This is a genomic window from Marinobacter sp. V34 (assembly GCF_055524115.1).
In genome coordinates this window covers 317,615-339,386 of the sequence record NZ_JBUPZY010000002.1, presented here as the reverse complement: position 1 = coordinate 339,386, position 21,772 = coordinate 317,615, and the positions used below count along the sequence as shown (strand labels likewise).

The 21,772-nt window shown below is 57.6% G+C and carries 21 protein-coding genes; 10 read left to right on the top strand and 11 right to left on the bottom strand.

The features are described from left to right. Positions 1-27: 27 nt before the first annotated feature. From AC0B60_RS04600 to AC0B60_RS04580, 5 genes are all read right to left on the bottom strand, one after another. Positions 28-696: an SCO family protein gene (locus tag AC0B60_RS04600; protein WP_465084407.1), complete on the bottom strand. Its 669-nt coding sequence runs from the start codon at positions 694-696 to the stop codon at positions 28-30. A gap of 22 nt (positions 697-718) precedes the next feature. Then, positions 719-1,642 (bottom strand): heme o synthase, encoded by a 924-nt coding sequence (gene cyoE, locus AC0B60_RS04595; RefSeq protein WP_465084405.1) that lies wholly within the window; start codon positions 1,640-1,642, stop codon positions 719-721. Beyond that, entirely contained in the window at positions 1,639-2,706 is a 1,068-nt protein-coding gene (locus tag AC0B60_RS04590) for a COX15/CtaA family protein (protein ID WP_465084689.1), read from the bottom strand. The genes cyoE and AC0B60_RS04590 overlap by 4 nt, the downstream gene beginning before the upstream one ends. 66 nt (positions 2,707-2,772) lie before the next feature. Continuing rightward, on the bottom strand, positions 2,773-3,417 hold the full coding sequence (locus AC0B60_RS04585; protein ID WP_465084403.1) for a hypothetical protein: 645 nt from the start codon (positions 3,415-3,417) through the stop codon (positions 2,773-2,775). After that, on the bottom strand, positions 3,404-4,144 hold the full coding sequence (locus AC0B60_RS04580; protein ID WP_465084401.1) for an SURF1 family protein: 741 nt from the start codon (positions 4,142-4,144) through the stop codon (positions 3,404-3,406). Before AC0B60_RS04580 ends, AC0B60_RS04585 begins: the two co-directional genes overlap by 14 nt. A 50-nt stretch (positions 4,145-4,194) precedes the next feature. Between AC0B60_RS04580 and AC0B60_RS04575 the strand changes: the two genes are divergently transcribed. Then, positions 4,195-4,398 (top strand): twin transmembrane helix small protein, encoded by a 204-nt coding sequence (locus AC0B60_RS04575; protein WP_465084399.1) that lies wholly within the window; start codon positions 4,195-4,197, stop codon positions 4,396-4,398. A gap of 9 nt (positions 4,399-4,407) precedes the next feature. Here the strand turns inward: AC0B60_RS04575 and AC0B60_RS04570 are convergent, their stop codons facing one another. The 3 genes from AC0B60_RS04570 to coxB form a co-directional block, all read right to left on the bottom strand. Continuing rightward, positions 4,408-5,295 carry a cytochrome c oxidase subunit 3 gene (locus tag AC0B60_RS04570; RefSeq protein ID WP_465084397.1) on the bottom strand — a complete coding sequence of 296 codons (888 nt, stop codon included), beginning with the start codon at positions 5,293-5,295 and terminating at the stop codon, positions 4,408-4,410. A gap of 61 nt (positions 5,296-5,356) precedes the next feature. Further along, positions 5,357-6,943: a cytochrome c oxidase subunit I gene (ctaD, locus tag AC0B60_RS04565; RefSeq protein ID WP_465084395.1), complete on the bottom strand. Its 1,587-nt coding sequence runs from the start codon at positions 6,941-6,943 to the stop codon at positions 5,357-5,359. A 102-nt stretch (positions 6,944-7,045) separates the two neighbouring features. After that, the gene (coxB, locus tag AC0B60_RS04560; protein ID WP_465084394.1) at positions 7,046-8,170 is read right to left on the bottom strand and encodes a cytochrome c oxidase subunit II; all 1,125 of its coding nucleotides are present in this window, start codon (positions 8,168-8,170) and stop codon (positions 7,046-7,048) included. Positions 8,171-8,434: 264 nt separating this feature from the next. Between coxB and AC0B60_RS04555 the strand changes: the two genes are divergently transcribed. From AC0B60_RS04555 to AC0B60_RS04525, 7 genes are all read left to right on the top strand, one after another. Beyond that, on the top strand, positions 8,435-9,706 hold the full coding sequence (locus AC0B60_RS04555; RefSeq protein WP_465084392.1) for an MATE family efflux transporter: 1,272 nt from the start codon (positions 8,435-8,437) through the stop codon (positions 9,704-9,706). 201 nt (positions 9,707-9,907) lie between these two features. Further along, positions 9,908-10,555, top strand: coding sequence for a hypothetical protein (locus AC0B60_RS04550; protein WP_465084390.1), 648 nt, complete (start codon positions 9,908-9,910; stop codon positions 10,553-10,555). A gap of 22 nt (positions 10,556-10,577) precedes the next feature. Then, on the top strand, positions 10,578-11,243 hold the full coding sequence (locus AC0B60_RS04545; RefSeq protein WP_465084388.1) for a methylamine utilization protein: 666 nt from the start codon (positions 10,578-10,580) through the stop codon (positions 11,241-11,243). Next, on the top strand, positions 11,243-13,618 hold the full coding sequence (locus tag AC0B60_RS04540) for a putative bifunctional diguanylate cyclase/phosphodiesterase (protein ID WP_465084387.1): 2,376 nt from the start codon (positions 11,243-11,245) through the stop codon (positions 13,616-13,618). Before AC0B60_RS04545 ends, AC0B60_RS04540 begins: the two co-directional genes overlap by 1 nt. Before the next feature lie 5 nt (positions 13,619-13,623). Then, entirely contained in the window at positions 13,624-14,496 is an 873-nt protein-coding gene (locus tag AC0B60_RS04535) for a DUF3034 family protein (protein ID WP_465084687.1), read from the top strand. A gap of 16 nt (positions 14,497-14,512) precedes the next feature. Beyond that, positions 14,513-14,953, top strand: coding sequence for a group I truncated hemoglobin (locus AC0B60_RS04530; protein WP_465084386.1), 441 nt, complete (start codon positions 14,513-14,515; stop codon positions 14,951-14,953). 65 nt (positions 14,954-15,018) lie between these two features. Then, a complete protein-coding gene (locus AC0B60_RS04525; protein WP_465084385.1) occupies positions 15,019-15,405 on the top strand; it encodes a DoxX family protein in 387 nt (128 codons plus the stop codon). Positions 15,406-15,407: 2 nt separating this feature from the next. Here AC0B60_RS04525 and AC0B60_RS04520 read toward each other — a convergent pair whose 3' ends face one another. Next, the gene (locus AC0B60_RS04520; RefSeq protein WP_465084383.1) at positions 15,408-17,207 is read right to left on the bottom strand and encodes a sensor domain-containing diguanylate cyclase; all 1,800 of its coding nucleotides are present in this window, start codon (positions 17,205-17,207) and stop codon (positions 15,408-15,410) included. Between the two features lie 163 nt (positions 17,208-17,370). Between AC0B60_RS04520 and AC0B60_RS04515 the strand changes: the two genes are divergently transcribed. Beyond that, complete coding sequence (locus AC0B60_RS04515) at positions 17,371-17,607, top strand: DUF1653 domain-containing protein (RefSeq protein ID WP_465084382.1); 237 nt, start codon at positions 17,371-17,373, stop codon at positions 17,605-17,607. 106 nt (positions 17,608-17,713) lie between these two features. After that, on the top strand, positions 17,714-19,036 hold the full coding sequence (locus AC0B60_RS04510) for a Na+/H+ antiporter family protein (protein WP_465084380.1): 1,323 nt from the start codon (positions 17,714-17,716) through the stop codon (positions 19,034-19,036). 349 nt (positions 19,037-19,385) lie between these two features. Here AC0B60_RS04510 and AC0B60_RS04505 read toward each other — a convergent pair whose 3' ends face one another. Continuing rightward, positions 19,386-19,634, bottom strand: a complete 249-nt coding sequence (locus tag AC0B60_RS04505; RefSeq protein ID WP_465084378.1) for a YheV family putative zinc ribbon protein — start codon at positions 19,632-19,634, stop codon at positions 19,386-19,388. A gap of 60 nt (positions 19,635-19,694) precedes the next feature. Further along, positions 19,695-21,740, bottom strand: coding sequence for an oligopeptidase A (gene prlC, locus AC0B60_RS04500; protein ID WP_465084376.1), 2,046 nt, complete (start codon positions 21,738-21,740; stop codon positions 19,695-19,697). Between the last annotated feature and the right edge of the window lie 32 nt (positions 21,741-21,772).

Here is a 21,772-nt window from a genome sequence, read left to right as displayed (position 1 = left end):
CCGTACTTAAGGCGCAGGAGTATAATGTTAAGACTGGGACGCCCTTGGATGATTTTCCCGGGCCCACTGATAGATCTCACGATAGGCCTCAACCAGATTTTCCGGTTTGTGGGGCGGCTGAAGGACGGCGGCCATTTCTCCATCCGGGTTGATCAGTGTGAAGTGCCCGCTGTGTTCTACCAGCCGCTCACCATCCACTTCACGATGGGAGAATACCGCGTTCATGTTTCTGGCAAGTTCTCTCAGTGTTTCAATGTCGCCAGTCAGGCCGTGAAAGTCGTCGCCGAAAAAACCCACATAGTCGTTCAGTCTCTGGGGTGTATCGTGCTCGGGATCGGCGGAAATCAGCAGGAACTCTGGCTGTGGCAGCTCCTCCGGCAGCATCTTGTCGGTTTTGCGCAGGGTCGCCATGGCGGCGGGGCAAATATCCGGGCAGTTGGTGTAGCCTACGAAGGCGAACGTCCATTTGCCCTGAAGGCTCTCCCGAGTGACGGTTTCGCCCTTTTCGTTAAGTAACTCGAAGTCGGCGAGTTTACGACTTTTTTCATACACGTAGGCATTGATCTCGCTGAGTTCCGGCGGGGGTGAAGGCTGGTCATTTTCGACCAAAAACGTCTGCCGCCCAACCACCAGCCCGAAGACCAGCACGACAACCAATAGCAGCAGGATCAGCGTCAGGCGAATTGAACGGTTCATGAAATCTCCGGTAAATCAGCATTCAGAAAAACACAAAGTGGTCGACCAGCAGCACCACAAACAGGGCCATCAGATAGGTGATGGAATATTTGAAAGTCTTGAGTGCAACCCGGCGGTCGTCCCCCCTGAGCAAACGTACGGCATACTGCAGGAAACGCAGGCCAAGGGCCAGTGCACCTGCCAGATAGATAATGCCGGACATGCCGGTGACAAACGGCAACAGGCTGACGGCGAGCAACATCAGGGTGTAGAGCAGAATATGCAGCTCAGTGTACTTGTTGCCATGGGTCACGGGCAGCATGGGAATACCGGCCTTGGCGTACTCTTCCTTGCGATGGATTGCCAGCGCCCAGAAGTGTGGCGGTGTCCAGGCGAAGATAATCAACACCAGCAGCAGGGCGTGGCCTTCCACCTGTCCGGTGACCGCGGTCCAGCCCAGCAGTGGCGGCATGGCGCCGGCCAGGCCACCGATAACAATGTTTTGGGGAGTCATACGCTTGAGAAACAGGGTGTAGACACCCGCGTATCCCACCAGCGAAGCCAGGGTCAGCCAGGCCGTTAACGTATTCACCTGCCATACCAGAATCACCATGCCGGCAACCGCCAGCGTGGTGGCGAAGAGCAGCGCGTCCAGCGGCGAGATTTTCCCGGTGGCTACGGGCCGCTTGCGGGTGCGGGCCATGACGGTGTCGATTTTCTGGTCCACCACGTGATTGACAACCGCAGCCGCGCCAGCCAACAGGGCGATGCCCAGGTTGCCGTAGAGCATCACTTCCCAGCCTGGAACCCCCGGCGTGGCCAGCAGCATGCCAATGACCGAGGTGAGAATCATCATCGCCACCACGGTGGGCTTGGTCAATTCCAGAAAGTCCCGCCAGGAAATGCCCGCAGCTGCGGACTCATCGGTCGTTCCCTGCGCCGGCAGTGCCTTTACATGCTCGCTCATGCCGTCACCTCTCGCTCGGTTATTGTTGTAGGTTTTGTTCTCGCTGCCTCTGGCAGGGCTTGTTGGTGAAATCGCCAGAGCAGGTTGATCACTGCCAGCAAAAGCCCTGCGCCCATCGCGTTGTGCGCCACCGCCACTGACAGGGGTATGTGAAACACAATGTTGGCCAGGCCCAGCGCAATCTGCGCAATCAGGGCCATGGCCACCAGCTGCACATGCCACGCCAGTGGTGTTCGTCGTGTCCTGCGCCACAGTAATGCCAGAAAAACCGTGAAGTACGCAAGCACTATCATCGCACCCAGCCGGTGACTGACATGAATGGCGACACGACCATCAGCTGTCAGCTGCCCGCCCAGATAATTCGGCCCCACATGCTGGGTCACATCGAACCCATGCTGAAAGTCCATGTCAGCCGGCCACCATTCACCCTGGCAGGTGGGCAGGTCGGTACAGGCCACGGCCGCGTAGTTGGCCGCGGTCCAGGCACCCAGGGCGATCTGTATAACAATCAGAGCCAAGCCACCGTATAGCCACGGCCGGAAACGGCCCAGCCCGGGGGGGCGGTGATCTGTGCCGGACACGGCCCCGTTGAGTTGTCGTTTACCGCGCAGACGAAGCGTGAGCAACGTCAGCAGGCTCAGGGTGGTAAAGCCTCCTAACAGGTGCAAGGCAACCACTTGTGGCCAGAGCTTCAGGGTGACGGTCCACATGCCAAAGGCGCCCTGGAGCAGAATGAAGGCCGCAATAAACAGGGGCAGCCGAAGAGGTACACCTTCACGACGATGTCGGAACGCGTATATTGCCAGGCCAAATACCACCAGCCCCAGCGTGCCGGCGGCGTAGCGGTGGATCATCTCAGGCCAGCCTTTCTCCACGTCAACCGGTGTGTCGGGAAAGCGCGCGTTGGCGATGGCCATCCGCGACTCATCATGGGGCACCGTCAGAAACCCGTAACAACCAGGCCAGTCCGGACAGCCAAGACCCGCGTCCACCAGTCGGGTCCAGGCCCCAAGCATGATGACAACCACCGCCAGCAGGGTTGCCAATACCGACCAGCGCGCCATGCGGTGGGCAGGGCGGAAAAGACGGGTTTGGGTGGTGTTCAACGAGGCGCCTCCGGTTACTGATCGTCAGCCGATCTGTGACAGCTTCAACAGGTGTTTCAGATCTTTCAGCATATCCTTTCCCGTGTGTTCAGTGCCGTAGTGCATGATCACGTTACCAAAGGGATCCACCAGCAGTATCCGTGGCTGATGCTCCGGGTTAATGCCGGACGGCCATTTCGGAGCACCGCCCTCCATGACACTCAGCCGTTCCATGGAACTGTATTCGTTGCTCCATCGGGCCGAAAGCTCGTCAGGGACGGTGCCAAGCCAGGCGGAACGATTTACCCGGTTAGCGTTCTTGCCCAGGGCAATATTGACCTGGCGCGCCAGATACAGAAGTTCTTCACACTCCGAGGCGCATTTGTCGGAAACCACCACCATCATCCATTCAGCGTCAGGGTCGTCGGGGCCAAAACGGTCGACAAACGGGTTGCCGCTGGCTCCCTGAAGCTGCATTTGGGCCAGAGGTGCCGGCGGCTGGATCAGTTCGCCATGATTGCTATTGCCGGAGGGATTCAGCCAGCCGGTGTAGTACATGATGGTAGCGAAGATCATCGGGCCAAAACCGATGGCAAACAGCAAAAGAGCGGTTCGCCTGCCGCGACGTACCTGCTCGGGAGAAACGTTGTCGTCCGGGTCTTTCTGGTCCATGCGTTCAGCCGTTGTCATTGTGGTTACGGGTTCCTGTTTTGCGATAGCTCGCTACGACCGTCAATATAACCAGCGCGATGGCCAGTGAAAACCATTGCACCGCATATCCGTAATGGGTTTGTGGCCCCATCCTGTCTGGAGTCCAGTCGGCGCGGTAGGCACCTGATTGTTCCGGCCCGGAAAGCCTGAGTACCAGACTGGCGACATTTCTTTCGATTTCCCGAGCCTGGGCGTGGGACAGGGACTGCGCTCGCTTCGGCCAGCCCGCTTGATCGGATGGCACGGACTTAAGCACCGGGGGTTCCGGAAACTCACTCAAACGCCCCTCAATGCGAAGCTCTCCGGACGGATGACCAACATCGGGCAGTTGATCACGGCGCCGGGGCGCTTGCACCCAGCCGCGATTCACAACCACCGGGCGCCCCTGAACCGGGTAGAACAGGGTCAATACCTCATAACCCGGCGCGCCATCGCGTGTGCGGTTATCGAGGAGCCAGGATACCTCGCTGAAACGGCCCGACAATGTCACCGGTTGCCCCGCTTCAAGGCCTGCCGCCAGATGTTGCGACCAATCCAGATTTCCTGCCTGTTGCTGCCACTGTTCAAGCTGGACCTGCTTCTCTTCAGCCCGCTCCAGCTGCCAGACGCCCAACCCCACCAGTACAGGCAGAAAGAAACCGGCAAACACCAACAGACGCCAGTCAAAATGCCATTGGCGACGAGAACGGCCGGTCGGATCAGACATGCTCTGCTATAGTGGGCTCTGAATCTACATTCCCGTTTACAGGATTTCCCATGCTGAAAATTCTCATCGTCGTACTCATGCTGGCCGTTCTGGTGAGCCTGTTCAGCGGTCTGTTCTTCCTGATCCGGGATGGCGGGAAAACGAACCGGGTCCTGAATTCCCTGGCGTTGCGGGTCGCTCTGAGTGTAATGCTGCTGGCAGTCATTCTGATTGCATTGTGGCAAGGGGGCCTGACCCTGAATCCGACCCCCTGACGCGCACCGTCAGAGCACGTAAACGAAGACGAACAGCCCGAGCCAAACCACATCCACGAAGTGCCAGTACCACGCCGACGCTTCGAATCCGAAGTGATAGTCGCCCGTGAAATGGCCTTTATTTATGCGGATTAACATGATTGTGAGCATCAAGGTACCCAGTATCACGTGAGCGCCGTGAAAACCGGTCAACATGAAGAAGGTGCTGCCATAGATGCCCGACTGCAGGGTCAGGTTCAGGTCCTGATAGGCATGAGCGTATTCATAACCCTGGACACAAACAAAGACCAGGGCCAGAGCGATGGTGGCGCCCAGCCAGAGTTTGACCTTTTTACGGTTGTCTTCCTTGAGGGCGTGGTGGGCAACCGTGACCGTGAAGGACGACGTCACCAGCAGAATGGTGTTAATCAGCGGCAAACCCCAGGGACCGATTATGCCTTCCGGTGCCGGATAGGCATCGGGGTCAGGGTTGTTGATCAGCGGCCATGTCGCCTGGAAACCTTCCCAAAGCATGTTGGAACTGCCACGGTCGCCTTCACCCCCAAGCCAGGGCACCGCGAACATCCGGGTGTAGAACAGAGCCCCGAAAAAAGCCGCAAAGAACATCACCTCGGAAAAAATGAACCAGCTCATGCCCCAGCGGAAGGAACGATCCATCTGTGGGCTGTACAGGCCTGAACGGCTTTCCTTGATGACCGTGCCGAACCATCCGAACAGCATGTAGGCCATTATCAGGGAACCTATCAGGAACATCACCCAGGAACCGGTGGTGCTCTCACCCTGCTGGCCGTTCACCATAATGGCAGCCGCGCCGTAGAGGGTAACCCCCAGGCCAACGGTGGCGACAATCGGCCACTTGCTCTGTTCCGGAACGTAGTACGTCTGGTTTTCCGCCATGACAATCTCCGATGGCTTATCCGTTATCGTTTGTTGTTGTGGGCGCCAGTCAGCCTCTGTTTCACTTCACTTCCGGCGGCGTGGCAAAGGTGTGGTAGGGCGCCGGAGAAGGCACCGTCCACTCAAGGCCTTCGGCACCATCCCACGGCTGGGCAGAGGCCTTTTCACCACCTTTCACGCACTTGACCACAATTACCAGGAACAGGATCTGACTGGCACCAAACATGAATGCGCCAATACTGGACACCATGTTGAAATCGGCAAATTGCAACGCGTAATCCGGAATACGCCGCGGCATACCCGCCAGCCCGAGGAAGTGCATCGGGAAGAACGCCAGGTTCATGCCAATGAACGACAACCAGAAATGCGTCTTACCCAGTGTTTCGTCGTACATATGACCGGTCCACTTGGGCAGCCAGAAATACGCCGAGGCAAAAATGCCGAAGATGGCGCCCGGCACCAGCACATAGTGGAAGTGGGCGACCACGAAATAAGTGTCGTGATATTGGAAATCAGCCGGTGCAATGGCCAGCATCAGGCCTGAGAATCCGCCAATGGTGAACAGGATGACAAACGCCACCGCAAACAACATCGGCGCTTCGAAGGTCAACGATCCCCGGAACATGGTCGCCACCCAGTTGAACACCTTCACCCCCGTGGGCACGGCAATCAGCATGGTGGCGTACATGAAGAACAGCTGGCCGGCGATGGGGATACCCACAGTGAACATGTGGTGGGCCCAGACCACGAATGACAGCAGAGCAATGGCGCCCACCGCATAAACCATAGAGGCGTAACCGAACAGGGGCTTACGGGAAAACGCCGGAATGATGTGAGACACCGCGCCGAACGCCGGCAGAATCATGATGTAGACCTCGGGATGCCCGAAGAACCAGAACACATGCTGGAATAGTACCGGATCACCACCACCGGAAGCGTCGAAGAAGCTGGTGCCGAAGTTGATGTCCATCAGCATCATGGTGACCACACCCGCCAGAACTGGCATCACGGCGATCAACAGGAACGCGGTGATCAGCCAGGTCCAGACGAACAGAGGCATTTTCATCAGGGTCATGCCGGGGGCACGCATATTCAGGATAGTGGCAATTACGTTGATGGCCCCCATGATCGACGACACACCCATGATGTGAATGGCGAAAATAAAGAACGTGGTGCTTGGCGGGCCATAGGTCGTCGACAACGGCGCGTAGAAAGTCCAGCCAAAGTTGGGCGCACCACCCTGCATGAACAGTGTGGATACCAGAATCAGGAAGGCGCAGGGCAGGAGCCAGAAGCTCCAGTTATTCATTCGTGGCAGCGCCATGTCCGGGGCGCCCACCATCAGCGGAATCATCCAGTTGGCAAGGCCAACGAAGGCCGGCATTACTGCACCAAACACCATGATAAGACCATGCATGGTGGTCATCTGGTTGAAGAATTCCGGTTCCACAATCTGCAGACCAGGCTGGAACAGTTCGGCCCGGATCACCATGGCCATGGTGCCGCCGAGCAGGAACATCGTGAAACTGAATATCAGGTACATGGTCCCGATATCTTTGTGGTTGGTCGTCAGCAGCCACCGAGAAAAACCCTTTGCGGGGCCGTGGTGATGATCGTCCTGGGCGTGGGTATCTGCAACCGCACTCATGAAAAACCCCCGTTACCGCCGTATATTCAGGCTGGTGATGTCATTAATCTGGCGTCATTGGATAGGGTGCGCTGAAGCCTTCGCTCCAACCCACCCGGTTCATCATTCCTGATTCTTGTACTCAAAGACTTCTTTTGGCGTCACCATTTCACCGGTGTCATTACCCCAGGCATTCCGCTCATAGGTGATGACCGCAGCGAGATCGACTTCGCTCAGCTGTCCGCCAAACGCTTGCATGGCAGTGCCGGAAACGCCGTTTACAACAATGTCCAGATGCGCCTGCATGTCCTCAGTCGCGACTTTGCTTCCCTTCAAGGCCGGGAACGCTGGCGGCGCACCGCTACCATCCGCCTGGTGGCAGGCAGCACACGCGCTGGCGTATGCTTTCTCGCCACGTGCCATCAACTCTTCGAGGGTCCAGTCCTTCTCGGTCAGTTCACGCTCACGCTGGGCCGCTTCCTTCTGTTCAGCCACCCAGGCGTCGTACTCGTCCTGCGGAACCGCCTTCACAACCACCGGCATGAAACCGTGTTTTACGCCACACAGCTCGGTGCATTGACCACGATAGATGCCCGGCTCGTCGACCCTGGTCCAGGTTTCGTTTACAAAGCCAGGAATAGCGTCTTTCTTAACGCCAAAGGCAGGCACCCACCAGGAGTGAATAACGTCATTGGCAGTGACCAACAGGCGGATCTTAGCCCCTACGGGCACTACCATCGGATTGTCCACTTCCAGCAGATAGTTTTCGGTTTTCTCGGTGCGGTTGTAGATTTCGTCGTCGCTGGTAGTGATGTTCGAGAAATAGCCGAACTCCTCATCGACGTAATCATACTTCCAGCGCCACTGATAGCCGGTGACCTTGATATCGACGTCAGCCTCAGTGGTGTCGTACATGTCCACCAGCGTCGCGGTGGCAGGAATGGCCATCACGACGAGTATGACGAGGGGAATGATGGTCCAGAGAATCTCGACCAGGGTATTTTCGTGGAAGTTTGCCGGTTTCCGGCCCGGGGACTTGCGATGGGCGAAAATTGACCAGAACATGACCCCGAATACCACGATGCCGATGACAACGCAGATCCAGAAGATCGTCATGTGAAGGCTGAAGATTTCATTACTGGTACCGGTGACCCCGGGACTCATGTTCAGCGTCCAGTCCGCCATGGACAACGCTGGCGTCATAAGCCCGCCCAAGAGGACACCTGCCCGCTTAGCGTGCACGCGCATAATACTGTGTCTCCACAGAGTGTTATTCTTGTCGGATTTTGCGTTCAATCCCCCCTGATCAAGATAGTGCTCGCACACACTATTCAAGCTAGGGTGGAAGTCTGCTATGGATAATACACGACCCAGTATAGACACAGATCAAAAAAATGCGAAAGTCCGTCCACCCATAAATGTACTAAAGAAGGAAGACTGCTCATCCCCATAGAATCCACTCCGCAACTCGCCACCACCGATCGCAGGCTCTGGGCGCTGGCCTGGCCACTGATGCTCACCAATCTTACGGTGCCGCTTTTGGGGCTTGTGGATACCGCTGTGCTGGGGCACCTCGATACACCGGAATATCTGGGTGCTGTCGCGGTGGGTGCAAACCTGTTCAGTATTCTCTACTGGACCTTCGGCTTCATGCGCATGGGCACAACAGGGCTGGCCGCCCAGGCCTGGGGCAAGCGCGATGAATTCGCGCAGATTGCCCTGCTGCTGCGCTCGGTGCTGCTGGCCTTCGGTATCGGCCTGTTGCTGATTCTGTTTCATCAGCCACTGATCAAACTGGGCCTGACCCTGATGAACCCCAGTGAACGTGTTGCCGCGCTGGCGGCGGAGTACGCCAGCATTCGTATCTGGAGCGCTCCGGCCGTGCTCTGCCAATACACGCTGGTGGGCTGGCTGATAGGAACCCAGTATGCGCGGGGTCCCATGGTCATGTTGATTGTGGCCAACGGGCTCAACATTGTTCTCGATGTGCTCTTTGTGAGTGGTTTTGGCTGGAACAGTCGTGGCGTCGCCATGGCAACAGTGATAGCGGAGTACTCGGCGGCCATCATCGGATTTTACATGGTGCTGAAACGGATGCCGGACGGCCAGGGGTTCGAACGTGCATTGTTCGGGCAGTTGCGGGATTACCTCAGGATACTGCAAGTGAACCGCTATATTATGGTGCGCACCATTGCCCTGCTTCTGGTGCTGGCCTTCTTCACCGCTCAGGGCGCGCGACAGGGCGACACCATACTGGCCGCCAACGCGGTGCTGATTACCTTTCTACTGATCATTTCCAACGGCCTTGACGGCTTTGCCAATGCCGCAGAAGCGTTGGTTGGTGAGGCCGTGGGGAAAAACAGTCGGCGCCAGTTCAAAAACGTATTCCGGGTAGCGTTCCGGTGGTCGTTGTGGGGCTCGGTGCTGTTTACCGTCGCCTTTGTTCTGGGCGGACGCTTTCTGATTGGCTTGCTAACAGGTATCGAGGAAGTGCGCGCAACCGCGTGGGATTATCTACCGTGGCTGTGGATGCTACCGCTGGCCTCGGTGTGGGGCTTCCTTCTGGATGGCGTGTTTATCGGCGCAACCCGAACACGGGACATGCAGAACACCATGCTGTTTTCGGCGCTGGTGGTCTTCCTGCCAGTCTGGTGGCTGACGACCGGGTGGGGTAATCATGGACTGTGGTTCTCGCTGATCTGCCTGATGCTGGCACGGGCAATTTCCATGGGTTGGCTGTTTGTGAGCCATTCACGGCACGATCGCTGGTTTTCAGAACAGTGAGGGCGTCCGCGGGTAGGCCGGCTACAACCTGTTCAGGTTTAATGTGCACACCACAGCAGCCTGTCAAAACTCGTCTACACTTGTGAGAAAAGGCAGGCATGTTGCGGTAGCCAGCCGCTTCCCCATGCCCCTGACGATCCCAAGCGTATAACGGGAGGCGCCTTGCGACCCCATTCCGTTCAGAGACCGGCATCTCCTGAAATGACACCAAAGGTAGTTCTCGACATCATTGATCAGGCCCGAAGGCAGGAAGCTCGCTCCGGCACCTTTCTCAAACAGATGCGGGAAAGGGCCTCGTCGTTGCCTGCCACCATCACCATTGACGGCTACCAGCCGGCGACCTGCCTGTTCCAGTTCACCATTGAGTACATCGAAATGGCGCCCCGACTGATTGAGTGCGTGGAAGCCTGCGCGAGAGAAGCCGGCAAGGCCGAGCTGTTTGCGCCTTTTGTGAATGCAGCAATCGGCTACTTTACCCAACCATCGGTTCTTCTGGTACGTTATGATGGCCTCGACGGGCTTCTTATACGGGCCTACCTCTGTCACCGGCTGATGGAGGAGATGTGCGAGAACAACCGCTCCACCCGCGCCAGCGAACTGGTCGATGTGGAGGCAACACGGGCAAACCTGCTGGCGCATCAGTTGATTGGCGAACCGTTCGCCAACGAACTGGACCAGTCCATCACCGTCACCATGTTGCAGATCGCCGGTTCACCGGACTATTACGAACTGAATCTGGATCCGTTCGTAGAACAGACAAGGAACGCTGCATGGGACTGGATGAGACACTATTGGGAAAACCTGCTAGTCCGTAACCACATACATTTGTCGTTGGGAGCGGGTCTGTAGAAAACACGGATGAACAACATTGATGTACAAGCTGACCGTTACCCTGTTTCTGTTGCTTGCAGGCTCTCTCTGCGACGGCGCCGAGACCAACACAATGCCTCTTCAACTGACCGACAGCCTGTCAGGAGAACCGGTCGTCAATGCCGTGGTGATTCTGGAAAACGGCCTCTCGGAAGCCCCCATAGAAACTGAAATTGTTCAAAAAAATCGCAATTTTCACCCCCACACGTTGATCATACCCAAACATTCCAAGGTAAATTTTCCCAACCAGGACAACACTCAGCACCACGTCTACTCATTCTCACCCGCCAAGGCCTTCAACATCGAGCTTTACGCCGGACGTCCGACGGAACCGGTTGTCTTCGACAAGACCGGTGTGGTGGAAATTGGCTGCAACATCCATGACCACATGCAGGCGTTTATCCTGGTCACCGACAGTACTCCCTCCGGCCGAACCGATGAACAGGGCCGATTGCCGATTGAGATTCCACCGTCGGCAGACAGTGATTCGGGTAAAGAGATCGAGTTGCTGGTCTGGCACCCGCGACTGAGAGACAACACCCGTATGGCTCGATTCACCGTTGAGCAACCTTATCCAGAATCGCTCGAACTGTCGGTGGAGTTGTCTCCTGAACCCGCGAGTGATGACAGGCTGGATGGCCTGCAAGAACGATTCCGGGAGCTTTGATGGCGGTCGCTAGCCGAATAGGGTTTCGTGGACGCCTGGTGACGGTCATGGTCACCATGGTCGCCATCGTCAGCGTGAGCATCGGCGCACTGTTGATGCTTTACCTGTTCGAGGATGAAAAAGCGCGCGCGCTTGAACAGCTGAGTCTCGGTGAGCGAGTTGCAGAGGAGGTGCTGGAGCGTCGCACCAGCCTGATTCTTTCCCGGCTGGATGTTGTGGTCCGTGATTTTGGCTTCCGCTCCGCCGTTGCCAGTGGCGACCGCACCACCGCAGACAGCGCATTGACCAATCAGGCCCAGCGGGTGAATGCCGATTTCGCACTCTTACTTGGTAGCGACGGCCATATCCTTGCCGACACCTCCGGGCTGCCCGATTCGTTAACCAATAGCCCACTGGCAACAGAGTTGCTGTCCGAGGCGCGACAATCAGGCTTTGCCCGCCAGATGAGCGTGTTCGGTGCCGACGGCTTTGAATTGCTCACCATTCCGGTGGAAGCACCCGGATTAAGGGCATGGTTGATTGCCGGTTTCAACATCAACAGTGATCTTACCAACCTTATCGGTCGGCTAAGCGGAACCGAAGTGTTGTTCCGGGCCTCCTCCGGTATGGGCGATGGCTATCAGATTCTTACCGGTCCGGGTGCCATCAACCCGTCCAGGCTGGACGAACTGAACAGTGCCATGGCCAGGACCTCCGGCAAGGACCAGTTTCTTGAGAGTAAACACTACTTCACCCGCATCATAAGCCTGACCGGAGACGAAACGCCGGCCCTGCAGCTGCTGCTATTAATCAACCGCGAGGCCCGTCTCAGCAACTACTATGAGCGTGCTTTGGAGATTCTGCTTCTGGTCAGTGCCGTTCTTGTACTGGCTGCCCTGATTGCGCTGATTATCGCTCGCAACATGGGGCGACCGGTGTTGCAACTGGCCGATTATGCAAAGGCCATCGGCGATGGCGATACGCCTACACCTCCCCACATTCGTGCCGGCGGTGAACTGGCCGAATTGCGCCAGGCGCTCGGCGACATGCTGAGTAAACTGCGGGACCGCGAAAACCAGATACACTACGCCGCCAGCCACGACGAAATTACCGGGCTACCCAATCGAAATGCCTTCCTGGCGTGTCTGCGGGAGCAATTCAACAACCGCCGCCCCTGCAGTCTGATGGGCCTGCGCCTCAACGATATCTCTGACGTCAATGACACCCTTGGGCTCGAGTTCGGAGACAAGGTTCTACGGGCGGTATCGGCAAGACTGGAGGAATCACTGCCCGGCAGCTCGACACTGGCGAGGACCGGCGGCGCCGAATTCCTGATGATGGCCGAGCCAAGGTCACAATCCGAACTTGATAAACTTGCCATGAGACTCAGTGCCATCGTGGAGTCGCCCTTATTCATCGACAACACTCCGTTCTCCCTTCGTTGCACCATGGTGACGCTACAGCTACCCCAGGACGCCATCGACACTGATCAGGTTCGCAGGCGACTGAATCTAACGTTCGAACAGGCGCAGAAAAGCCGGCTGCCCGTGACTCACTATCAGCCAGGACATGATGAAAACCACCTGAGAGAGCTTCAGCTAATCTCTGATCTGCATCACGCCATTGCCAGCAATGGCTTGCATATGAACTATCAGCCCAAACTTGATATGGCCTCCGCCAGCTTCCATCAGGCCGAAGCGCTGGTGCGATGGATTCACCCGGACCTGGGCTTCATTTCGCCGGAGGAATTTATTTTCCTGGCAGAGCAATCCGGCCAGATCACCGACCTGACCCGACACATACTCCGCCGTGTTGCCAACGATGCGGGCAAGTGGCACGCCGCTGGCTTGAATATCGGGGTTGCCATCAACCTGTCAGCGCTCGACCTGACTCGCCCGGAACTCGCTAAGGAAGTTGCAGAGGCGTTTTCCCAATGGCAATTACCCATGTCCAGCATCACCTTGGAGGTGACCGAGAGTGCCCTGATGGAAGAGCCCGAAACAGCCTTTGAAACCCTGAGGCGCTTACGCCAGCTCGGCGTCACACTGTCGGTGGACGACTTTGGCACGGGCTATTCCTCGCTGTCGCAATTGCGCAATCTGCCGGTGCAGGAACTCAAGATCGACAAATCCTTCGTCCTGCGCCTGAATACCGAACCCCAGGACCAGCTCATCGTTCGTTCCACCATTGATATGGCCCACGGCCTGGGGTTACGGGTTGTCGCGGAAGGGATCGAGAATGCAGAGAGCTGGGCGTTGCTGCGGGACTGGGGCTGTGAGATCGGGCAGGGGTTCTTCCTCAGCCGCCCCGTCGCCGCAGGCGACCTGAAGGATACAGCACAGTCGTTGATGAGCCGTCAGCAGGAACTCAGATACACAGGAGAAACAACGTCATGACACGCATGGCCCGAGTACTCAGCACCGGTTTACTGGCATTAACGGTATCGGCGAACCTGTCCGCAGACACGGGCAGCAGGCTCTGGGCCACAGGCGGGGTGACCTCCGTCGGGGGCGGCGCCGGTGGCGGTCTGTCACCCTGGGCCCTGCTTGGCGGCTATGCCAGCGATGAAGAGTGGGGGGGCACACTGACCCTATCCCGCGCCGAAACCGACGATTATACCCTGTCGGTGGTCGGGGCCGGCGTCACCTGGAACAATCGTGTCGAGCTGACATTTGCACGCCAGACCCTGGATCTGGACAGCCTGGTGTTCACCCTGAAAAACGGCTTTGGCCTTGAAGAGGACGAATTGGTGCAGGACGTTTTCGGCCTCAAGGTGAGGCTCGCCGGCGACGCCCTCTACAGCCCCTGGGGGCAATGGTCAGCCGGGCTTCTGCACAAGCGCAACCGCGAGTTCACGGTACCCGACGCCATCGGCGCCAAAGACGACAGTGGCACGGACTTTTACGTTGGCGGCAGCAAACTCTTCTTCGCAGCGGTGATGGACCGGAATCTTCTGGTCAATGCCACCGTTCGCGGGACCAAAGCCAATCAGGGCGGTCTTTTGGGTTTCGGTGGCGATCGCAACGACAGCTACGAGGCCATGTTTGAAGGTAGCGTGGGGTTGTTTTTAACCCGCCAGTGGCTGGTGGGCACCGAGTATCGCCAGAAGCCGGACAACCTGGGTTTTGCCACCGAGGACGACTGGTGGGACGTCTTCGTTGCCTGGGTACCCGACAGGCGCTTGTCAGTCACGGCCGCCCTGGTCAATCTTGGTGATGTCGCCACTCTGGAAAACCAGCGCGGCGCCTACCTTTCACTGCAGGCCAGTTTCTGACACCCGGGAGGATACTATGAAACATTCCGTCATCATCATGGTTCTGTTACCCCTGCTGGCTCTCTCCGGTTGCCAATCCATGACTGAAACCAACCAACAGAACTCATCTCTCTATCAACAGCTGGGGGAACGTTCCGGCATTGCCGATATCGTCGAAGACCTGCTCTACCGGATCGTCGACGACGAGCGCATCAACGAACAGTTTCGCGGCATTGACGTGCGCCAGTTCCACACCAACCTTACGGATCAACTCTGTGAACTCAGTGGTGGCCCTTGCACCTATTCCGGCCGCGGAATGCGCGAAAGCCACGCCGATATGAATGTGACAGACACCCAGTTCAATGCCCTGGCTGAAAACCTCATCCTGGCCATGGAAGAAAACGGCATTCCCACCGGTGCACAGAACCGGCTGATCAAAAAACTGGTGCCGCTTTACCCCCAGATCCGCAACCTTTGAGCCAGGCGATAAACCGGTTAAGCTTGCCCGCCTACTGATACACCTTAACTGACGGGAGAAAAACCTTGATCGACAACCCGGATCTGGGAAAACTGATTGTTCGACTGACTCTTGGTGGCCTGCTGCTGTTTCATGGCATCGCCAAGCTGTTCCATGGCGTGGGCTTCATCGAAGGACAGTTAGCCAGCCATGGGATTCCCGCCTTTTTCGCGTGGGGCGTGTTCATTGGTGAGTTGCTGGCACCACTGATGGTAATCCTGGGCTACCAGACTCGTATTGGTGCCTTGCTGATCGCCTTCAACATGCTGGTGGCCATTGCACTGGTACACAGCCACGAACTGTTGTCACTGGGTGGCAGTGGCGGCTGGGCGCTTGAGCTTCAGGGTTTCTTCCTGTTCATCGCGGTGGCCGTTATCTTCCTCGGCCCTGGCCGCTACAAGCTCAAAAGCTGACGCTACGAACTGGCGATGACCTGGGCGCCGGATTCCCGGAATACCATCACCTGGTTACGTCCGGCGCCCTTAGCGGCATACAAAGCCTCATCGGCCCTACTGATGAGCTCCGCAGGCCGGCTGCCCGGTTCGGGCAGGATGGTGGCTACCCCCGCGCTCACCGACAGATTCACCGGGCTGACGTGGTCACCAACGTAAACCGGTGTGCCCGCCACCACCACCCGCAGACGTTCGGCGACACTGGCGGCCCCGGCTTCCGGTGTCGCTGGCAGGAGCACACTGAATTCCTCACCGCCGTATCGCGCCAGTAAATCTCCTGAACGCTGGATTTCGGAAGCACAGACCCACGCGACACTGACCAGGCAGTCGTCCCCCGCCAGATGGCCGAAGTTGTCGTTTACCCGTTTGAAGTAATCAATATCCAACAAAACCAGACTGAGAGGATGTCCATGTCGCAGCGCGCGGTGCCATTCTGCCTCTAGCTTTTCGTCAAACTGGCGGCGATTGGCAATCCCCGTCAGGCCGTCGGTAACAGAAACCGCCTTGAGTTGTTCGTTGACTTGCTCCAGTTCTTCGGTGCGTGCCTGAACGCGGGCTTCCAACGTCTGGTTGGCCTGCCGATGTATGTCCAGGGCATGATCCTGAGCCTCAATTCTGAGCTGACGTTCAAGGTTGATCCTATATGCCAGGGCAAACGACATCAGAATGACCTCTAACGCCACACCGGTCTGGGGCGCTAGCTCCGTTAACGTGCTGATAGGGATAAGGCCGATTTTACTGATCGACATCACCAGATGCCCGAGCAGCAACGGGGTCCATGCCACCACGTAGAACCCCGCCAGTACCTGGCCCTTTCGCCAGATGATCAAGCCAAGAATCCACGTAAGGGGAGTGATCACCGCCCCGAATACGCTGATAATGACTGTCGAACTCTGGTACGACCCGAAAAGGCCGTACACAAAACTGCACCCACTGACCAATGCCACCAGTTGCAACACGCGGTACGACACCCGGCTGAACTTCCTGACGACCAGAAAGTTCAGTGCAAACATGACCGCAAACAGGATATTTGCCGCTATGGCCGGCGTCGGGAAGTAACGGTTCAGAATCGGTACATCCGGCCAGAGCCACTGGAACACCAGACCGTTGAAGTTCAGCAACACCAGCGCGGAAGCAACCACGGTCAACACGTACCACAGATAGGCCTGCTGCCGGACGATAACGAATACAAACAGGTTGTACAGGGCCATGGCGATCATGATGCCCAGGAAAACCGCCTGCCAGCCGTAGTCCAGTTGCTCACGCGCCAGAAAGTCCGCTGACTCGATGACCTGCGTTGGGACCTGCACCGCCCCCTCACTCTGGACACGGACATACGCTGTGGTGGGCTCGCTGTTCGAGGGCACCGGGAAAACAAAGTTACGGTGGTAAATCGGGCGGGAGCCGAACTTGCGACTGTCCCCGGTGGAGTGACTTTCCACCTGTTCACCCCCGACAAACCAGTAGACCCGCACATCGTCCAACAGGGGATAGCCAATTTCCAGCACCCGGTTAACCGGCTTGGCAGGCACTTCAACTCGTAGCCAATAGGTGCTTTTGGTGAAACCAAAGTTCAGAGTTTGTTTACGGGCAACCGGTTGCCATTGCGCTTCCGCCAGACCACGGATATCCTCCACATCCGTCTCTGGGCCCGACGCTTCAAACCAGGCAAACGATGCGCTTTCACCGTAGGCCGGGCCAGTTGCCATGGCCAACGCCAGCAACAGTATCCGCACCCACCGGCAAGTAAAAAAAACGCTCATAGTAGCCATGTTACCCGGAACAGGAAAACTCAACTAAACTGTCGACGCCAACAGTCACTCCCAATGCCTCCTTGCGCTCACTTCCTACCAGTCTAGACGTTTATAGGGAGTAAGTCCGCCCCCAAAAATACGTAGTAATCAAGTACGTATGGAGAAGAATACGATGACCGATAAAAAATCAGAGCTACGGCCAGGCCGTTACCGCCACTACAAAGGCAGGGACTATGACGTCATCGGCGTGGCCCGTCACAGCGAAACCGAGGAACCGATGGTTGTTTATCGCTGCCTGTACGGTGACTACAGCCTATGGGTGCGACCATTGGCGATGTTCCAGGAGACGGTGGAAGTCGCTGGCGAGGATGTTCCCCGGTTTACCTACGTGGCGGACGACCACCGGTAAGCACGATTTTTGACTGCAGCACGCGTTTCCGGCACATTAGCGCGCTTTCCTGAACCGCCCCACCTCCGGGGCGCTGAAAGTCATCCCCGAAATCCCGGAGTTTGCCATGAATGCCGTTGTTGCTGCGGTGGCGATCATGCTCGTGCTGAGCTTGTGCCGCATCCACGTAGTTGTTGCCCTGATTGTTGGCGCCGTCGCCGGCGGCCTGCTCAGCGGGCTATCACTGGACGCGACCATTGCCGCGTTTAACGAGGGCCTAGGGGGCGGTGCTACCGTCGCCCTGTCCTACGCCACCCTAGGCGCCTTCGCCGTCGCCATCGGCAAATCCGGCCTCGCCCACGCCCTGGCCGACAAAGCCCTGAACCTGGTGGGTCGGCAGGACGATGGCAAAGCCGCTGGTGGAATCCGCCTGCTGATCGTTGGCCTGCTACTGGCCATCGCCATGTCGTCCCAGAACATCCTGCCGATTCACATCGCCTTCATCCCGCTGGTGGTACCGCCACTGCTGTACGTGATGGCCAAACTGAACATGGACCGACGCCTGGTAGCCTGCGTGCTGACGTTCGGCCTGATCACACCCTACATGTTCCTGCCTGTAGGCTTCGGCGGTATCTATCTCAACGAAATCCTGCTGGCGAATGTCGGCGAGAACGGCATCGACGCCACCAACCTCAATGTCATGTCCGCCATGGCACTGCCGGCGCTCGGCATGCTCTGTGGTCTTCTCATTGCGGTCTTTTTCAGCTATCGCGGCGACCGACACTACAACCTGGATGCCATCGCCCGCACGGAACGGGTGGATGTTACCTACAACAGCGGAACGCTGCTCATGGCCCTGGTCGCCATCGTGGCAGCGTTCGTGGTCCAGCTATGGCTGGGCTCAATGATTCTCGGCGCATTGGCGGGCTTTGTACTGTTCAACCTGTCCGGCGTGGTGAAATGGAAAGAAGCCGACGATCTGTTCACCGAAGGCATGAAAATGCTGGCAATGATCGGCTTCATCATGATCACCGCCTCCGGGTTTGCGGAAGTCATGCGCGAAACCGGTGACATTGCCACCCTGGTGGAAGGCTCCGTCTCCGCCATCGGCGACAACAAGGCCCTGGCAGCACTACTGATGCTGGTCGTCGGCCTGCTGATCACCATGGGCATCGGTTCGTCGTTCTCCACCATCCCCATTATCGCCGCCCTCTATGTGCCTCTGGCTCTGGAGTTGGGCTTCAGCCCCCTGGCCATCGTGGCCCTGGTAGGCACCGCCGGCGCCCTGGGCGATGCCGGCTCCCCGGCCTCGGATTCCACCCTCGGCCCCACCGCCGGCCTCAACGTCGACGGCCAGCACAACCACATCTGGGATACGGTGGTGCCGACGTTCCTGCACTACAACCTGCCGTTGTTGGGCTTTGGGTGGTTGGCGGCTATGGTTCTTTGAGGCTGGGAGTTGCCTGCTTTTTTGTAGCCTGCTGGTTTGTGGGGGCCTGGACGGCGTCGTGATGCTTTCTTCTGGGAAAAAGAACTCGCTGCGCTCAGACACCTTTTCCCGGCAGAAAGCACCCCAACACCCTCCGGATTAAACCAGAAAGATATCGCCGTGCGGGACGAGCCCTCGGCGTTTGCCTGGCGATATCGACGTGGTTCGTTCGTGAGGGGGTAGGGGGATTTTTACTCGCCAGAAATGGGTGTCTGAGCGCAGCGAGTTCCATTTCAAGAGTAAAAACTCCCCCTGCCCCCTCGCAGCCCCAATCCAGACAGGCTACAAAAAGAGGGCAAACTCCCGACCATCAGTCGTCCTTGGAAGAAAAGAACACCACCTGCTTAACGGTATGATCATCTTCGTTGTCGCGCTTGTTCACGCGGGTTTCCAGCTCAGGGTTGGTCGGCTCCGGGGTATCAGACACCGCATCCGTGAAACCGCAGGCCACGCACTCGCGAACCTGATCATCGTCGTCGGTGGTAAACATCATGATCTTGTCCATCTCCGCACAACGGGGACAAACAGCGCCGGCGATAAAACGTTTGGGGGTCGCCATGGTAAAGACTCCAACAATTCGAAAGCCCGGCCGATCCGAAGACGGCCGGGCAGTAGCGGATTACGCCGCGTCTTCAGTGATACCTGTCTGTTTCAGCAAAGCACCCACCTCCGGTTCACGACCACGGAACGCCTTGAACAGTTCCATCGGTTCCTGGGAACCGCCTTTTTCAAGGATGCTCTGCAGGAACGCCCTGCCAGTTTGCGGATCGAAGATACCGTTTTCCTCGAACAGCGAAAACGCATCCGCCGCCAGCACCTCGGCCCATTTGTAACTGTAATAGCCCGCTGCGTAACCGCCGGCGAAGATATGGGAGAAACTGTTGGGGAAGCGGTTGAATGGCGGCGCTTCCACCACAGCGATTTCGCTCCGTACCGTGCGGTGCATGTCCAGCGGGTTGGTGGGGGCATCCGGGGTGAATTCCGCGTGTAGGCGGAAATCAAACAGCGAGAACTCCAGCTGCCGCACCATCGCCATGCCGGACTGGAAGTTCTTGGCCGCCAGCAGCTTTTGCAGCAGGTCATCCGGCAACGGCTCACCGGTTTCATGGTGCGAGGCGATCAGGGCCAGGGACTCCGGATTCCAGCACCAGTTTTCCAGGAACTGACTGGGCAGTTCCACCGCATCCCAGGCAACGCCGTTGATACCGGATACATCCAGCACGTCCACTTGGGTCAGCATGTGGTGCAGGCCGTGGCCGAATTCGTGAAACAGCGTGGTGACTTCGTCGTGGGTCAGCAGTGACGGCTTACCGTTTACTGGCGGCGTGAAGTTACAGGTCAGGAAGGCCACCGGCAGCTGTAGCTGGCCACGCAGGTTGCGCCAACGCACCCGGCAGTCGGCCATCCAGGCCCCACCACGCTTGCCCTGGCGTGCAAACAGGTCAAGATAGAACCAGGCCAACGGCTCGCCATTGCGGCTGATGCAATAGGCGGTCGCGTCCGGGTGCCAGGTTTCCACCTCCTGTTTGGCTTCAATCTGTACGTCGAACAGCTTCTCGGCCACGGCAAACAGGCCCGGAATCACCTTGTCGACTGGGAACCACGGGCGCAGGGTTTCCGGGGAAATGTCGTAGCGTTCCTGGCGCAGTTTCTCGCTGTAATACCCGATATCCCAAGCCTGCAGGTCGTCAACACCGTGGGTGTCCTTGGCGAACGCCTTCAACTCGGCAAATTCCCGCTCAGCGATGGGTTTGGACTTGGCCGCCAGCTGGTTCAGGAAGTCCAGCACCTCGTCCACATTGCGGGCCATCTTGGTCGCCAGCGAACGCTCGGCGTAGTTGTTGAATCCGAGCAACTGAGCCATTGCATGACGACGCTTGAGGATTTCCGCCATCACCGGGGTGTTGTCCCAGGTGCCGGCATCCGGGCCCATGTCGGAAGCACGGGTTACAAAGGCTTCGTAGACTTCACGACGCAGGTCGCGGTTGTCACCGTAAGTCATGACCGGATAGAAACTGGGAAAATCCAGGGTGATGACGTAGCCATCCAGATCTTTCTGCTGCGCCGCCTGCTTCGCACCCTCGATCGCGGATTCAGGAACACCCGCCAGTTCGTCCACATCGGTGATATGCTTGAACCAGTGCTGGGTAGCATCCAGGACGTTGTCACTGAAGCGGTTGGACAGCTCAGACAGCTCCATGGACAAGTTAGCATACTGCTCTTTCTTCTCCTGCGGCAGATCGACACCACCAAGGTGGAAATCCCGCAGTGTGTTGTCCACGGATTTACGCTGAGCCTCGTTCAGCTCGTTAAATTGGTCGCTTGCCGCCAGCTTCTTATACGCTTCGCAAAGTTCAGCATTCTGGCTCAGCTCGGTGCTGTACTCGGTGAGCTTTTCCAGGCAGTTCTTGTACACCTTACGCAGGTCATCGCTGTTCATCACACCATTCAGGTGCGAGATCACGGACCATGCTCTTTCCAACCGGTCCTCGGTTGCCTGCATCGGTTGCGCCAGGGTTTCCCACGTGGGCTCGTCCTGCTGCGCCAGTTGTGAGATTTTCACGCGGTTTTCGCTGAGAATCTGGTCGATTGCCGGTTCCATGTGCTCGGTGCGAACATGGTCAAACTTCGGCAACAGGTCGTCGGTCAATAACGGGTTATTCATAAGTCCCCTTCTCAGCTCCGGATGTCTGATGT